Below are 15,140 nucleotides of genomic sequence, written 5' to 3' on the forward strand. Positions count from 1 at the left end.
GATGGCCGCCGCCGACCGAAGGTAATGCGCTGCAAAGCATTCATCGACAACAACAGCGGGCGCGGTACCTGCCGCGCCCGCTGTTTTCGTGCTATTCGGACCAGATTTCAAACAGCTGATTTTGCATGGAAAATCTCGACCAATTTCGCTTCTTGTCAAGTTCGTCAAATTGCTTCGAGGCCGCGCGCTTTTGCTGTCTTCGCTTAATATCTTTAAAAAACAATTAGTTATTGATATTTATGTTTGCCAATTATTTTTTTGACCAAAGTCAGATCAGCAACTAGATTCCAATCTTGTCAGGTCTGACAGGATTGAGTGTTCCCCTCCAGGCCTTGGCCACATAACAATTCCAAAAACCGGCCCCGACCGGTCAGCCTGCGAGGAAAACGGCATGTCCCTGTTGATCCGTGGCGCCACCGTGGTTACACATGAAGAACACTATCGCGCCGATGTCCTGTGCGCCGACGGCCTGATCCGCGCCATCGGTGAACACCTCGACCCACCCGTCGATTGCGAGATCCTCGACGGCAGCGGCCAGTACCTGATGCCAGGTGGCATCGACCCCCATACCCACATGCAGTTGCCGTTCATGGGCACGGTCGCCAGCGAGGACTTCTTCAGCGGCACTGCCGCAGGCCTTGCCGGTGGCACCACGTCGATCATCGACTTCGTCATCCCCAATCCGCAGCAGTCGCTGCTGGAGGCCTTCCACACCTGGCGTGGCTGGGCGCAGAAATCCGCCGCCGACTATGGTTTTCATGTCGCCATCACCTGGTGGAGCGAGCAGGTGGCCGAGGAGATGGGCGAGCTGGTCGCTCACCACGGGGTGAACAGCTTCAAGCACTTCATGGCCTACAAGAACGCCATCATGGCGGCCGACGATACCCTGGTTGCCAGCTTCGAGCGTTGCCTGCAACTCGGCGCGGTGCCCACGGTGCACGCCGAGAACGGCGAGCTGGTGTTCCACTTGCAGAAGAAGTTGCTTGCCCAAGGCCTGACCGGGCCGGAGGCGCATCCGTTGTCGCGCCCCTCGCAGGTCGAGGGTGAAGCCGCCAGCCGTGCCATTCGCATTGCCGAAACACTCGGGGCACCGCTGTACCTGGTGCATGTCTCCAGCCGGGAAGCCCTGGACGAGATCACCTACGCCCGGGCCAAGGGCCAGCCGGTGTACGGCGAGGTGCTGCCGGGCCACCTGCTGATCGACGACAGCGTCTACCGTGACCCGGATTGGGCCACCGCCGCCGGTTTTGTGATGAGCCCTCCGTTCCGCCCGCGCGAACACCAGGAGGCGCTGTGGCGCGGGCTGCAATCGGGCAGCCTGCACACCACAGCGACCGACCATTGCTGTTTCTGCGCCGAGCAGAAGGCCATGGGGCGTAACGACTTCAGCCGTATCCCCAATGGCACCGCCGGCATCGAGGACCGCATGGCGGTGCTGTGGGATGCCGGTGTGAACAGCGGGCGGCTGTCGATGCACGACTTCGTCGCGCTGACGTCCACCAACACCGCCAAGATCTTCAACCTGTTCCCGCGCAAGGGCGCCATCCGCGTTGGGGCTGACGCCGACCTGGTGCTCTGGGACCCTCAGGGTACGCGCACGATTTCTGCCCAGACCCACCACCAGCGCGTGGACTTCAACATCTTCGAAGGGCGCACGGTACGTGGCGTGCCCAGCCACACCATCAGCCAGGGCCGCGTGTGCTGGGCCGATGGCGATCTGCGCGCCGAGCCGGGAGCCGGGCGCTACGTGGAGCGCCCGGCTTACCCTGCGGTGTACGAAGTGCTGGGCCGGCGAGCTGAGCAGCAGCGGCCGACGCCAGTCAGTCGCTGAGCCTGCGGGGCTGCCCTTGCAGCCCCTGAAACCACCACGAACTGCCGTTGACTGCCATCCCGAGAACGGCCGGGCGAGTGACCGCTGCCCGGCCAATAAGAAAAGAGAGGCTACAACCGTGATCGATGCCCTGAACCACTTGCCCAAGCCCCGTGCCAGCCGTGAGCAGCTGGCCGAGGCCTTCACCGACCTGGCGCCGCCGCTGACCGCACGCCAGGCCGCCGTGGAAAGCGCTCGCTGCCTTTATTGCTACGACGCGCCTTGCGTCAACGCCTGTCCCAGCGAGATCGACATCCCTTCGTTCATCCATCGCATCGCCGACGAGAACCTGCAGGGCGCCGCCGAGCGCATTCTTTCGGCGAACATCCTCGGTGGCAGCTGCGCCCGCGTCTGTCCGACCGAGATCCTTTGCCAGCAGGCCTGCGTGCGTAACAACGCCCAGGAGTGCGCGCCGGTGCTGATTGGCCAGTTGCAGCGCTACGCGCTGGATAACGCAGGGTTCACCGAGCACCCGTTCCAGCGCTCACCCGCCACCGGCAAGCGCATTGCCGTGGTCGGTGCAGGCCCGGCCGGGCTCTCGTGTGCCCATCGCCTGGCCATGCATGGCCACGAGGTGGTGATCTTCGAAGCGCGGGAGAAGGCCGGTGGCCTCAATGAGTACGGCATTGCCCGCTACAAGCTGGTGGACGACTTCGCCCAGCGCGAGGTGGAGTTCCTGCTCGGTATCGGTGGTATCGAAATCCGCCATGGCCAGTCCTTGGGCGGCAATCTCACGCTGACGGAGCTGCGTGGGCAGTACGATGCAGTGTTCCTCGGCCTGGGCCTGGGCGCTGTGCGTCAACTGGGCCTGGCGGATGAAGAGGCCCCGGGCATGCTCGCCGCCACCGCCTACATCCGCGAGTTGCGCCAGGCCAGCGACCTGGCGCAATTGCCGCTGGCCGATCGCTGCCTGGTTATCGGCGCGGGCAACACGGCCATCGACATGGCCGTGCAGATGAGCCGCCTGGGTGCACGGGACGTCAACCTGGTATATCGCCGCGGCCAGGCCGACATGGGCGCGACCGGGCATGAGCAGGACATCGCCAAGGCCAACCAGGTGCGCCTGCACACCTGGGCGCGCCCCGATGCGGTACTGCTCGATGACAATGGCCGGGTGCGCGGCATGCGCTTTGCCCGCACGGCGCTGGTCGATGGACGCCTGAGCGATACCGGCGAAACGTTCGAGCTGGCCGCCGACGCCATCTTCAAAGCCATTGGCCAGTGCTTCGATGACGCAAGCCTGGCCGACCCCTTGGCGGCGCAACTGGAACGTGATGGCGAGCGCATCCGCGTCGATGCGCAGATGCGTACAAGCCTGCCGGGCGTCTACGCCGGTGGCGATTGCACCGCGCTGGGCCAGGACCTGACCGTCCAGGCCGTGCAACATGGCAAACTGGCTGCCCAAGCCATCCATGCCGAACTCATGCTCAACGTGGAGGCTGCGTAAATGGCCGACTTGTCTATCGTCTTCGCCGGCATCAAGGCGCCCAATCCTTTCTGGCTGGCCTCCGCGCCGCCCACCGACAAGGCCTATAACGTGGTACGCGCCTACGAGGCCGGGTGGGGCGGGGTGGTGTGGAAGACCCTTGGCGAGGACCCTGCGGCGGTCAACGTGTCGTCGCGCTACTCCGCGCACTACGGCCCCAACCGTCAGGTGCAGGGCATCAACAACATCGAGCTGATCACCGACCGTTCGCTGGAGATCAACCTGCGCGAGATCACCCAGGTGAAGAAGGATTGGCCCGACCGCGCATTGATCGTGTCGCTGATGGTGCCGTGCGTCGAGGAGTCCTGGAAATTCATCCTGCCGCTGGTGGAGGCCACTGGTGCCGACGGCATCGAGCTGAACTTCGGCTGCCCCCATGGCATGCCGGAGCGGGGCATGGGCGCGGCGGTCGGCCAGGTGCCGGAGTACGTGGAGATGGTCACCCGCTGGTGCAAAACCCATTGCTCGCTGCCGGTGATCGTCAAGCTGACACCCAACATCACCGACATCCGACAGTCCGCCCGCGCCGCCCATCGTGGCGGGGCAGACGCGGTGTCGCTGATCAACACCATCAACTCCATCACCAGTGTCGACCTCGATCGGATGGTCGCTCATCCGATCGTGGGCGATCAGAGCACCCATGGCGGTTATTGCGGTTCGGCGGTCAAGCCGATTGCGTTGAACATGGTCGCCGAGATTGCCCGGGATCCCGAGACGCGTGGCCTGCCGATCTGCGGCATCGGCGGTATCGGCACCTGGCGGGACGCTGCGGAGTTCGTCGCCTTGGGTTGTGGCGCGGTGCAGGTGTGCACGGCAGCGATGCTGCATGGTTTCCGGATTGTCGAGGACATGAAGGATGGCCTGTCGCGCTGGATGGACCAGCATGGCCACACTAGCCTGGAGGCCTTCCGTGGCCTGGCGGTGGGACACACCACCGACTGGAAGTACCTGGACATGAACTACCAGGTGGTGGCGCACATCGACCAGCAGGCCTGCATCGGCTGCGGCCGCTGCCACATCGCCTGCGAGGACACCTCGCACCAGGCCATCGCCAGCACCCTCAAGGCCGACGGTACCCATACCTACAGCGTGATCGACAAGGAATGCGTGGGCTGCAACCTCTGCCAGATCACTTGCCCGGTGGAGGGTTGCATCGACATGGTGGCGCAGGACACCGGCAAGCCCTACCTCAACTGGACCCAGGATCCGCGCAATCCCTATCGCGAAGCCAGTTGATCCCAAGTGCCTGGATTTGGGGCTGCTCGACGCAAGGCCCACACCGCCGTAGCGCCAGGGATGGCTTGCTTTTGAATGCTTGCGACGATCCTTGTGGGAGCGGGCTTACCCGCGAAGCAGGCAGCGCGGTGGATGGCACGGGCTTGGCCCGTGTTCGCGGGTAAACCCATTTCTTAAAGGTCACCGCCAGCCCTGTGGGAGCGGGTTTACCCGCGAAGCAGACGGCGCGGTGGATGGCACGGGCTTGGCCCGTGTTCGCGGGTAAACCCATTTCTTAAAGGTCACCGCCAGCCCTGTAGGAGCGGGTTTACCCGCGAAGCAGACGGCGCGGTGGATGGCACGGGCTTGGCCCGTGTTCGCGGGTGAACCCATTTCTTAAAAGGTCACCGCCAGCCCTGTAGGAGCGGGTTTACCCGCGAAGCAGACGGCGCGGTGTATGGCACCGGCGTTGCCGTTGTTCGCGGGTGAATCGGAGCGCCGAACCGCCGCTCCCACAAGGATCACCGCCAGCCTTGCGGGCGTGGTTTACCTGCGGAGCAGATTGCGTGGTGGATGGCACCGGCGTTGCCGGTATTCGCGGGTGCCCCCACAAGAGCCAACGTAAGCCAGGAGATCGAGACAAGACAGTTGTGCCCAGTTCATGGACAGGGGCTCAGGGCTCCAGGCCGATGCCACGCAGGATCACGCTGGTCACGGTCTGCACGGCCCGTTCGAAGGCCGGGTCCGACAGCGGCTCGCCGCCGTTGAGCAGCGTCACCTGGTAGCCGAAGTCGGCATAGTGCTGGGTCGCGGCCCAGATCATGTACAGCAGGGCCGAGGGCTCCACCGGCAGGATGCGTTTGTCGTCCACCCAGCGACGGATCTTGGCTTCCTTCATCAGCGCCCAGGGCACGAGGTCGTCGTCCAGGCTGGCGCCGAGCAAGGGCGCACCATGCAGGATCTCTTCAGCCCAGACCTTCGACCCCAGCGGCCGTGAACGCGAATGGCCCATCTTGGCGCGAATGTAGCTGGTCAAAACGACCCGCGGATCGTCGAAGCGCTCGAAGCACTGTGCGTCCTGTTTCCACACTTCCAGCAGATCCCGCAGCACGGCCTGGTACAGCTCGTCCTTGGTGCTGAAGTAGTAATGCAGGTTGGAGCGAGGCAGTTCGGCGTGTTCGGCGATATCGCCCATGGAGGTGCCGGCGTAGCCTTTTTCGGCAAATACCTTTTCGGCAGCCTGCAGGATCTTTTCGACATTGCGCCGACGGATCTCGATCTTGTGGTTGGTCATAGCCTGTCCATTGCAACCTTCACCCGCCAAGGCTAACAGCTTTACAGGGCACGGCCCAAAGCGAATGCATCACCGCCAAGCCCCTGGCTGGCATCTCTGGCCACTGTGCACTACCGTTCAAGCAACGGGGCCGGCGCCATCCATAGGCCATCCATCGCTTACTTTCATGCCCAGACCACGGATCAGAGTTGTCAGGACGACGTCACTCGTTTGGCTTACGGAGTAGACAAGCAAATGCAGGATGTCCGTCCGAACCCACGCCTTCCTTTGCCCCACGATGCCGGGCAACCGATCTTCACGGGATTTCTGGAGCAGGCTCAGCGCTCGCCGCAAGCGCCTGCCATCGTTTCCCAGGAAGGCACATGCTCCTATCGAGCGCTCGAGGCGATCAGCCGGGGTATCGCAGCGTTCCTGATCGAAAGCGGCGTGCGTCCAGGCGACCGCATCGTGATCGTCTCGAGCCGTTGTGCGGGGTTGGTCTATGCCATGCTCGGCGCATCACGCGCCGGAGCGATCTTCACGGTAGCCGACATGGCCTACCCCAAGGCGCGTATCGCCCAGATCATTCGCACGCTGCAACCCGCCTTCATCTTGTTGGGCGGGGCGGCGCAGGTCGAGCTCGATGACGCGTCCATTGAGGTGGCAAGGGTGCCGGAGTCCGCAGGCGAAGCGCTGTCGCGTTTTGCCCCTTACACCCACGCGTTGCCGTCGGTCGATCCGGGGCAACCGGCCTACATCACCTTCACCTCTGGCAGCACTGGCGAGCCCAAGGGCGTGGTGACGACCCATGCACCGCTGGTGCATTTCATCGGCTGGCACGTCCGCCAGCATGGGTTTTCCCAAGACGACTGTTTCTCCCTGCTCTCCGGGCTGGGCCATGACCCGGTGTACCGGGATGTGTTCACCCCGCTGTCCATTGGCGCCAGGGTTGCAATCCCTTCACAAACCACTGTGATCGACCCGGCGGCGTTGGCGGCCTGGCTGCAAGCCCGGGAGGTCTCGGTGGTTCACCTCACACCGCCTCTGGGCAAGCTGATCGAGACCGGCGCCCGGCTCGAGGGCATCCGGCTCGATGCGCTGCGCTACCTGTTCTGGGGTGGCGAGGCGCTGGGCAGCGCGCTGTATGGGCAGATACGCGAAGTCGCCCCCAATGCGTGCAGCGTCAACTTCTACGGCACCACCGAAACGCCTCAGGCCATGGCGTATCACCGGATCAACCCGGCTGCCGACAACAGCAAGATCCCACTGGGCAAGGGCATCGACGGCGCGCAATTGCTGGTTGTGGATGACACCCAGCAACTGGCCGGGGAGGGGCAGGTCGGGGAAATCCTGATCCGCAGCCCCTATCTGTCCCAAGGATACTGGGGCGATGCGGCGCAGACTCGGCAACGCTACGTGCCCAACCCGTTCACCCAGGCCGAAGACGACGTGTGCTACCGAACCGGTGACCTGGGCAGCTACCGTGCCGATGGCAGCGTTACTTTCCTGGGCCGGGGCGACAGCCAGGTCAAGATCCGGGGGCACCGGATCGAACTGGTCGAGATCGAGGGGGTGCTGGCGCGCCATCCGCAGGTCAAGCAGTGCGTGGTGCTGGCTGACACCGATGGCCCGGCCCTCAAGCTGGTGGCTTATTGCGTTACCAGCTCACCGGTGTCGTCGCTCACATTGCGCGAGCATGCGGCGAGCCAACTGCCGGACTACATGGTGCCGGCGCTGTTCGTGATGCTGGAGGCGATCCCCATCACACCGAACGGCAAAGTCGACAAGCGTGCCTTGCTGGCATTGCGCGGCGACACCGACACGGGCACCGGGCAGGCAAGCGAGGCACTGTCGCCCGTGGCACTGAAGCTGGTCAGCGCCTGGTCAGAAATCCTGCAGACGCCTGACATCGACCCGAATCTGTCGTTCGTGGAACTGGGGGGCGATTCGCTGTCGTTCGTCCAGGCCTCGATGGTGCTGGAGACGCTCATTGGCCCGCTACCGGTGCAATGGGAGCTCAAGCCGATCCATGAGCTGTGCCGGCTGAGCGCAATGCGCCCGGCGGCCAAACCGGTGTTCCGCGCCGTGGAGATCCCCGTGCTGTTGCGGGTGCTGTCGATCCTGCTGATCGTCATCGGGCATTTTCACGGCGGCTCGGGGTGGCCGATCGTGGGCGAAACTTCGGTGCTGTTCGCGGTGTCCGGCCTTGCCCTGGCGCGGTTTCAGCTCAAGGCCATCGACGAATACGGCAGTGTGCGTACGCTGATCCGTTCGATCGCGGTCATCGTGGTGCCAACGCTGCTCTACACGCTGCTGACCCAGGTCGTGTTCGGCAATGTGCATTGGCAGGCCTTCTTGTTGATCGCGAACTGGTATCCACCGGCGGTCACGGGCGGTTTTTCGTACTGGTACATCGAACTGTTGGTGCAGATGCTGGCGATCATGGCGGTGGTGCTGTCGTTCGCGCGGGTCAGGGCGGTGATCATGGCGGCGCCGTTTCGCGTGCTGCTGGTCGGCGCCTGTGCGGTGGCCGTGGCGGGCCTGTTGATCAATGCCTATGTCTTCGACGCAAGTGCGCTCTACAACCGCGTGCCTCAGCATTATCTGGCCGTCCTGGTGCTGGGCATGGCGATTCACTTTGCCCGGACCACGCCGCAGAAGTGGCTGGCCAGTGGGGTGGTGGTGCTCGTGCTGGGCGGGCAACGCGTGGTGGATGTGGTGGTGCATGGGGTGGACTTCAGCCAATACATCGATGTCGCCATACCGGCCGTGCTGGCGATGATCTGGTGGCGCGCTGTTCCCCTGCCAGACCTCCTTGCCCGTGGGGCCGCCTTGATCGCGTCCTCGACGCTGTTCATCTACTTGACCCACTACCAGTTCCAGTCCGTCGCGCGGCGCTTGGGCGATGTGCCTGGGCTCGATGTGGTCCTGGCCATTATCGGCGGGATCGTGGTGGCCTATGCCTGGAACAAAGCTGTCCGTTTCGTTTCGATGCGCTGGAATGGAGGCGCCAAGCGCAGCGCGGACAAGCTCGAGCGCGTCCTGTGACGGGGCTGTGCGCGGGGCGACCGGCCTGCTAACGTGCGTCTTTGAACCCGTACAGGCCTCGCCCCATGTCCGTCGTCGACAACCTGATCGCCTTCACCTTCGCCGCCACGGTATTGACCCTCACGCCAGGCCTGGACACTGCGCTGATTTTACGCACGGCCACGGTGGAGAGCCGGGCACAGGCCATGCACGCCGCCTTGGGCATCAACGCCGGCTGCCTGTTGTGGGGGGCTGCGGTGGCATTCGGGCTTGGGGCGCTGATCGCGGTCTCGGAGTTGGCCTATAGCCTGCTGAAGTACTGCGGCGCGGCCTATCTCGCCTACCTTGGCCTGAACATGCTGCTGCGCCCGCGCCAGGCGTTGTCGCCTGCGGGTGAGCAGGCCAGGCCTGTGGCCAACTGGTTTCTCAAGGGCATGATGGGCAACCTGCTCAACCCCAAGGTCGGAATCTTCTACGTCTCCTTTCTGCCCCAGTTCATTCCCCAGGGCCAGCCGCTGGTGGTCTGGACCTTCGGCCGGGTCGGGATCCACGTGGTGCTGGGGCTGCTTTGGGCAACCGCCCTGATCGCCGCGACCCAGCCTCTGGCTACGGTGTTGCGCCGTGGCCCGGTGATCAAGTGGATGGACCGGACCACCGGCCTGATTTTCGTGGCCTTCGCCGCGCGCCTGGCCTTGAGCAGGCGCTGACCGGCGCGGGGCTTAGCGGCGCACGGGGAGTACCACCTGTGCCAGCAACCCGCCGCCTTCGCGATTGCGCAACGTCAGCTCGCCACCCTGTTCGCGAACGATCGCCCGCGCCGCTGAAAGGCCCAGGCCAACGCCGCCGGTGTCGCGGTTGCGCGAGGCCTCCAGGCGAAAGAACGGATCGAACACCTGTTCCAGTGCCGCCTCGGGTATCCCAGGGCCTTCGTCGCTGACGTCGATGCGCACCGCCTGGGCGTCCTGGGCCAGCGTAATGGCCGGCTGTCGCCCGTACTTGATGGCGTTCTCCAGCAGGTTGACGATCACCCGCTTGATGCCCAGCGGTCGGCCCACATGCACCAGGTGCGCAGGGCCCGTGAAGTCGACGGCGATGTCCTGGTCGCGGTAGTCGTCGACGATGGTGTGCAAGAGTTCGGAGAGATCGAACGCGGTGCTCGGCTCGCGCTGGGTGTCTTCGCGAAAGAACGCCAAGGCCGCGTTGATCATCGACTGCATGTCCTCGACATCGCGAATGAGCTTGCGCTGGTGATCCAGGTCTTCCATGAATTCGCTGCGCAGGCGCATGCGTGTCAGCGGGGCGCGCAGGTCATGGGAGATCGAGGCGAGCATGTGCGTGCGCTCTGCGACGAAATGCTGGATCTGCGCCTGCATGGTGTTGAAGGCGATGATGGCCTGGCGGATTTCCTCGGGGCCTTGCACCTCGATGGGCGGGGCGCGCAGGTCATCGCCGAAGCGCCGGGCCGCGCTGGCGAAGCGTTGCAGGGGGCTGGCCAGCTGGCGCGTGGCGATCCAGGCGACCAGCAGGGTGGCCACCAGCCCCAGGGCGATGATCACCGCGATGCGCACATTGGCGCGTAGGCCCCAACTGCGCTCAGGCGGGGTGAACGACAGCCAGCTGCCGTCCTGGAGCTGCACGAGCGCCGCGTAGCGGGCCTGGGCGCTGTCGCTGGGCCAGTCGTCAGGGGTGAGGACGTCGATTTCCCGGCCATCGCCGAGCAAGCGGTGCAGCACCGGCACCTGGCCCGCATCGAGCCGCGCGCCATCGCTGGGCAGCTTGAAGTCGATGCGCTGTGCTTGCCAGTCCACCAGCAGCATGGGGTTGCTGGCGGCGCCCGCCAGTTGCGCGCGCAGCGGGGCGGGCGCGGCTTCGATCACCCGAGTGGTGGAGGCGATCTGCTCCAGCAGGCCGGTGCGCTCGATGGGGGGGCGCGCCCAGGTGCCTGCGACCTGGACGAACAAGGCGTTGAGGGCCAGCGAGGCGAGCATCGCGGCGACGATGGTCAGGGCGATGCGGCGTCTGAGGGTGTCCCGGCGCAGCAGTGTGCCGATCATGAGCGGGTGACCTTGGCCGTGAACAGGTAACCGCCGTTGCGCACGGTGCGGATCAGCTCCGGGCGCTTGCTGTCCGGCTCGATCTTGCGCCGTAGGCGGCTGACCTGCACGTCGATGCTGCGGTCAAAGGCCTCATGGCCTTGGCCGTGGGCCAGGTCGATCAGTTGCTCGCGGGTGAGAATGCGTTGGGGATGCTCGAGAAACACCACCAGCAAATCGAACTCGCCACCGGAGAGCGGCACCATCACACCCTCGCAGGAGCGCAGTTCGCGGCAGGTGATATCCAGCTGCCAACCCGCGAAGCTGATCACCGGCCGTGTCGGTTCGCTCGCCGGGGTGTTTGGCTGACCGGCGCGGCGCTGCAGGGCGCGAACCCGGGCGAGCAACTCGCGCGGCGCGAAGGGTTTGGTCAGGTAGTCGTCCGCACCGAGTTCAAGGCCCACGATGCGATCGCTCAGCTCGGCCATGGCGGTGAGCATGATGATCGGAATCCCGGTCTGGGCATGGACCTTCTGGCACAGGCTCAGGCCGTTCTCGCCTGGCAGCATCAGGTCGAGAATCAGCGTGTCGGGCCGCTGCGCTGCGATCGCTGCCCACATGGCTTCGCCGTCAGGCGCGACGTCCACCTCATAGGCGTGCTGAACGAAGAACTTCTTCAGCAGGGTCAGGATTTCCACGTCGTCGTCGACGATCAGCAATCGGCTCACGTTCACAGGATCCAGAGGCTAAAAAAGGCGGTATCTAAAACCATTCTGCTGCCTGGGTCATTTATTTCAATCGTGCAATATTCCTGCAGGCCTGACATCAAGCGGACATCCTCTGGCAAAACGCCTCGGGCACCCTGCACGCCTTCGTTTTTGGGGGCTTGCATGAAGGATTTGAGCAACAGGTACACCACCGAACGGGGCGTTGACGCACGCCCCTTGATCCTGGCCCAGCGCACCACCGCGCCCGCGCAGGATGCACCGATTCTATTTCAGCAGTCCTGCCTGGGCGTGGCCGAGGATCAGGAGCGTATCGTCCTGCGCCGCTACTTCGAACGCTACAGCCCGGACTGCGGCCACTGGGTGGAATACGTCCATTCCATCCCCACGGCCGACTTCGTCCACTGGATCATGACCCATGGCCAGCTGCGCGTCGAATGCTCGGACAACACCCCGGACACCCACGGCCACGCCTGAACGGCGCCGGCCATCGAGCAGAACAAGGATCCTTGATTGATGAACAAGCGCGCATTACCGCTGGTGCTGGCGGCCACCCTGAGCCTGTCGGCGTGCAGCAGCAAGACGGTCAGCCCCAAGATGTACACAGGGTTTTTGAAGGACTACAGCCAGTTGGCGCCCCACCAGCTGCCCTCGGGGCAGCGTGTGTCGAGTTGGGTCAGTCCGACGCTCAAAGCCGGTCGTTACAAGCAGGTGTACCTGGAGCCCAGCCAGTTCTATCCACGGCCCGAGCCGACCGAGCGGATTCCCCGCAGCACCTTGATCAATGTGACCGGCTACTACGATGCGGCCCTGAGGCTGGAGTTGGGAAAAGTCATCCCCCTGGCCTCGAAGCCTGGCCCGGACACGCTGGTCGTCAGGCCGGCCATCACCCGAATCGCCACGTCTACCCAAGGCTTGCGCTTCTATGAGTGGCTGCCGGTCACGCTGGTGGCCGCTGGCGTGAGCGCGGCGACCGGGATTCGCGATCAGGACAGCGAGATCGCCACGGAAGTGTCGTTCGAGGATGGAGAGACCGGCGCGGTCGTCGCCGAGCTGGTGCGTCAGGGCACGGGGGATCCGCTGGAGGACGACAAGCAGGTGCTGACTGCCCATAACGTCAAGGCGGTGCTCGATGGCTGGGCAGGGGACCTGCGCACGGCGTATTCGACCCTGCAGCGTTGACGAGCCTAGGGTCAGCGGTTGAGCTTGATGGGGTTGCCTTCGATCCGTGTTTCGCCCTGGCTCTCGCTGACGATGGTGTTGGCCTTGAGCGTGATGGCGTCGGGGGTGAGGGTGAGGCTGGTGCCGCCGACTTGCAAAGTGATGCAGGTATTGGCTTGGATCTGGATGTGCTTCTTTTCGACCACCAGGGTGTAGGCGCCTTGTTCGACATGTATCAGGGCGTCCTGTTTGATGGTCTCGATGTAATTGCCGCCCACGGCCAGGGTGCGGTTGTTGCCGACAGTGTGGGTTTCGTCCAGCTCCACTTCGGTGTCCATGAAACGCTCGGCATGGATCATCACCTGTTCGGCGCCTTGCTTGTCCTCGAAGCGGATGAAGTTGGCCGCCGCCGCGCCGCTCTGGGTCGAACGGGTGAGAAACCCGCTCTGGGTCTTGTTCTGTGGCAGCGACCAGGGCGGCTGGTTCTGGCTGTTGTAGAGGCTGCCGGTCACCAGTGGGCGGTCCGGGTTGCCATCGAGGAACGACACCACCACTTCATCGCCCACGCGAGGGATCTGGATGCTGCCGAACCCGCCGCTGGCCCAGGCCTGTGCCACCCGTACCCAGCATGAGCTGTGATCGTCGTGCTGACCGTTGCGGTCCCAGTGGAATTGCAGCTTCACCCGACCAAGACTGTCGGTGAAGATCTCCTCGCCCGGAGGGCCAACGACGATGGCAGTCTGCGGGCCGTGCAGCAGTGGGCGCTTCGTGCTGGGCTGAGGGCGAAAGGGCACCTTGCTGCGGATGCAGGTGAAGTCATTGCCGTAGTGCGCCGGTGTGCCGTTGAGGTAGTTGTTGGCGCCTCGATGCTGGATGGCCAGCAACAGAAAGCGACGGTCGTCCAGAGTGCCCAGGTCGTGCTCGTAATGCTGCAACAACTCGAAGGTATGCCCCATGCACATGGCGCGGCAGTTGCTTTTGCCGAAGAACACCTTGGCGCGCGCTTCCATGGCCTCCAGGCGGTTGCGCACCAGCCGCTCGCCCTCATCGTAGGTGTCGTGGGTATAGGCGCCGGGGAAATCGAAGATCTCGAATGCTTCGACATCGCCTTGTTCGTTGATGCTGTTCATGGTCACCGGCAGCAGATTGCGCGGTTGCTTGTAGTCGAAGGTCTGCACGGCCATGCGTCCTGACTGCAATTCGCGCGAACCACCCCAGTGGGTGATGGCGTCGGCGGTTTCGGTGACCGAGGCGCTGTGGAAGCGGATCTTGGGTTGGGCCGGCAAAGGGTCGAGCAGGCCGGAGTTGTCCATCACCACCAAGGTGTGGTGCTCGTGGGTGTGCTCGAAGTAATAGAACAGGCCTTCGCTGTCCAGCAGGCGCTGGACGAAGTTGAAGTCGCTCTCGCGATACTGGGTGATGTAGCTGTGGGCCTTGAGGGGGCGGGTGAGGCGGAACTCGAACCTGGGCAGGGTGCCATAGGCCGAGAACACCTGCATGAGCACCTGTTCGACGGTCTGGTCCTGGAAAATACGCGAATCGAAGCGTCGGCTGAGCATCCACAGCCAGGGCTCAAGGGTGGCGGTATACCGCGCCAGGGCGCCATCGCTCCCCTGATTGGCAAAATGCGTGATGTAGCCATGGATGGGTTGCGTACTGCCTTCGGCCAACTCGATTTCCAGCAATACCGGTTTGCCGATCAGCGACTTGAGGGCGATATGGGCGTCCTGGCTGATCAAGGACAGGTCGTAGCTGAACAGCGAAGAAAGCCCCTCGCTGCCAGCGAACAGGTCGACCAGCAACATTTGGTCGGATGAAAGCGGTGTCGTCAGTTTTATCAGGCGGCGATGTTGCGGGGCGAAGAGGGTGGCGAGGTCATCCATTGGCATTGTGTGCTTCCTGTGCTGAGGCGGTGGAGTTGGTTCGATAGCGTTGGATGTCAGCGGGGTTTGCTGATGGCGTTGTTCAGAAGAATGAACAGTCGCGCGGCCCAGGAGCGGGCGCGGATGGCTTGGATTTCTTCGAGGTTCGAGAAGGTGTAGCGGACGCCTTTGCGTTTTTCTTCTGATTTGAGTTGGGCGAGGCCTGCAAGGGTTCGCCAGGCTGCTAGCACTACAATCGAGGGAAACAGAGCTGAGCCGATCAGTACGATTCTAGGATGCTCTTGAAACAGCGATTCTAAAACGCCTGCGCAACTGACGGATATGCCGCTCCAGAATACTGCATTGATAGTGGCTGTTTGAATCGCCCCTGGTTTCGTAGACACCTCCAAGCCTCATAATGAGGCCCAAATAGGAGGTGCCATGAGTCGTCAGCGTTACCCCGAAGAATTCAAGATCGAAGCGGTCAA

At 63.7% G+C, this 15,140-nt stretch carries 12 protein-coding genes; 7 read left to right on the top strand and 5 right to left on the bottom strand.

What is annotated here, in order from left to right; all coding sequences use genetic code 11:
* Window positions 1-391: 391 nt before the first annotated feature.
* The 3 genes from hydA (at window position 392) to preA (ending at window position 4,592) form a co-directional block, all read left to right on the top strand.
* Window positions 392-1,831, top strand: coding sequence for a dihydropyrimidinase (gene hydA, locus ACNFCH_RS17445; RefSeq protein ID WP_416743201.1), 1,440 nt, complete (start codon window positions 392-394; stop codon window positions 1,829-1,831).
* Between the two features lie 118 nt (window positions 1,832-1,949).
* Window positions 1,950-3,317: an NAD(P)-dependent oxidoreductase gene (locus ACNFCH_RS17450; protein ID WP_337159155.1), complete on the top strand. Its 1,368-nt coding sequence runs from the start codon at window positions 1,950-1,952 to the stop codon at window positions 3,315-3,317.
* Window positions 3,318-4,592, top strand: coding sequence for an NAD-dependent dihydropyrimidine dehydrogenase subunit PreA (preA, locus tag ACNFCH_RS17455; RefSeq protein ID WP_337159156.1), 1,275 nt, complete (start codon window positions 3,318-3,320; stop codon window positions 4,590-4,592).
* Between the two features lie 652 nt (window positions 4,593-5,244).
* Here the strand turns inward: preA and ACNFCH_RS17460 are convergent.
* The gene (locus ACNFCH_RS17460) at window positions 5,245-5,865 is read right to left on the bottom strand and encodes a TetR/AcrR family transcriptional regulator (protein ID WP_196162109.1); all 621 of its coding nucleotides are present in this window, start codon (window positions 5,863-5,865) and stop codon (window positions 5,245-5,247) included.
* A 234-nt stretch (window positions 5,866-6,099) separates the two neighbouring features.
* Here ACNFCH_RS17460 and ACNFCH_RS17465 point away from each other — a divergent pair, with 234 nt between their 5' ends.
* The gene (locus ACNFCH_RS17465; RefSeq protein ID WP_416743202.1) at window positions 6,100-8,892 is read left to right on the top strand and encodes an amino acid adenylation domain-containing protein; all 2,793 of its coding nucleotides are present in this window, start codon (window positions 6,100-6,102) and stop codon (window positions 8,890-8,892) included.
* A 65-nt stretch (window positions 8,893-8,957) separates the two neighbouring features.
* Complete coding sequence (locus ACNFCH_RS17470; protein WP_416743203.1) at window positions 8,958-9,578, top strand: LysE family translocator; 621 nt, start codon at window positions 8,958-8,960, stop codon at window positions 9,576-9,578.
* A 12-nt stretch (window positions 9,579-9,590) separates the two neighbouring features.
* On the opposite strand, the gene ACNFCH_RS17475 is transcribed toward ACNFCH_RS17470, so the two are convergent.
* Both ACNFCH_RS17475 and ACNFCH_RS17480 read right to left on the bottom strand, forming a co-directional pair.
* On the bottom strand, window positions 9,591-10,925 hold the full coding sequence (locus tag ACNFCH_RS17475; RefSeq protein ID WP_337159158.1) for an ATP-binding protein: 1,335 nt from the start codon (window positions 10,923-10,925) through the stop codon (window positions 9,591-9,593).
* The gene (locus ACNFCH_RS17480) at window positions 10,922-11,647 is read right to left on the bottom strand and encodes a response regulator (protein WP_337159184.1); all 726 of its coding nucleotides are present in this window, start codon (window positions 11,645-11,647) and stop codon (window positions 10,922-10,924) included. The genes ACNFCH_RS17475 and ACNFCH_RS17480 overlap by 4 nt, the downstream gene beginning before the upstream one ends.
* A gap of 147 nt (window positions 11,648-11,794) precedes the next feature.
* Between ACNFCH_RS17480 and ACNFCH_RS17485 the strand changes: the two genes are divergently transcribed.
* On the top strand, window positions 11,795-12,106 hold the full coding sequence (locus ACNFCH_RS17485) for a hypothetical protein (RefSeq protein WP_337159159.1): 312 nt from the start codon (window positions 11,795-11,797) through the stop codon (window positions 12,104-12,106).
* 39 nt (window positions 12,107-12,145) lie between these two features.
* Complete coding sequence (locus ACNFCH_RS17490) at window positions 12,146-12,811, top strand: DUF3313 domain-containing protein (protein WP_416743204.1); 666 nt, start codon at window positions 12,146-12,148, stop codon at window positions 12,809-12,811.
* Window positions 12,812-12,822: 11 nt separating this feature from the next.
* Here ACNFCH_RS17490 and tssI read toward each other — a convergent pair whose 3' ends face one another.
* Window positions 12,823-14,679, bottom strand: coding sequence for a type VI secretion system tip protein TssI/VgrG (tssI, locus tag ACNFCH_RS17495; RefSeq protein WP_416743205.1), 1,857 nt, complete (start codon window positions 14,677-14,679; stop codon window positions 12,823-12,825).
* Window positions 14,680-14,729: 50 nt separating this feature from the next.
* The gene (locus ACNFCH_RS17500; RefSeq protein ID WP_416743206.1) at window positions 14,730-15,056 is read right to left on the bottom strand and encodes a hypothetical protein; all 327 of its coding nucleotides are present in this window, start codon (window positions 15,054-15,056) and stop codon (window positions 14,730-14,732) included.
* Window positions 15,057-15,140 lie beyond the last annotated feature (84 nt).

The organism is Pseudomonas sp. NY15354 (assembly GCF_048068075.1).
GTDB classification, from domain to species: Bacteria; Pseudomonadota; Gammaproteobacteria; order Pseudomonadales; family Pseudomonadaceae; genus Aquipseudomonas; species Aquipseudomonas guariconensis_C.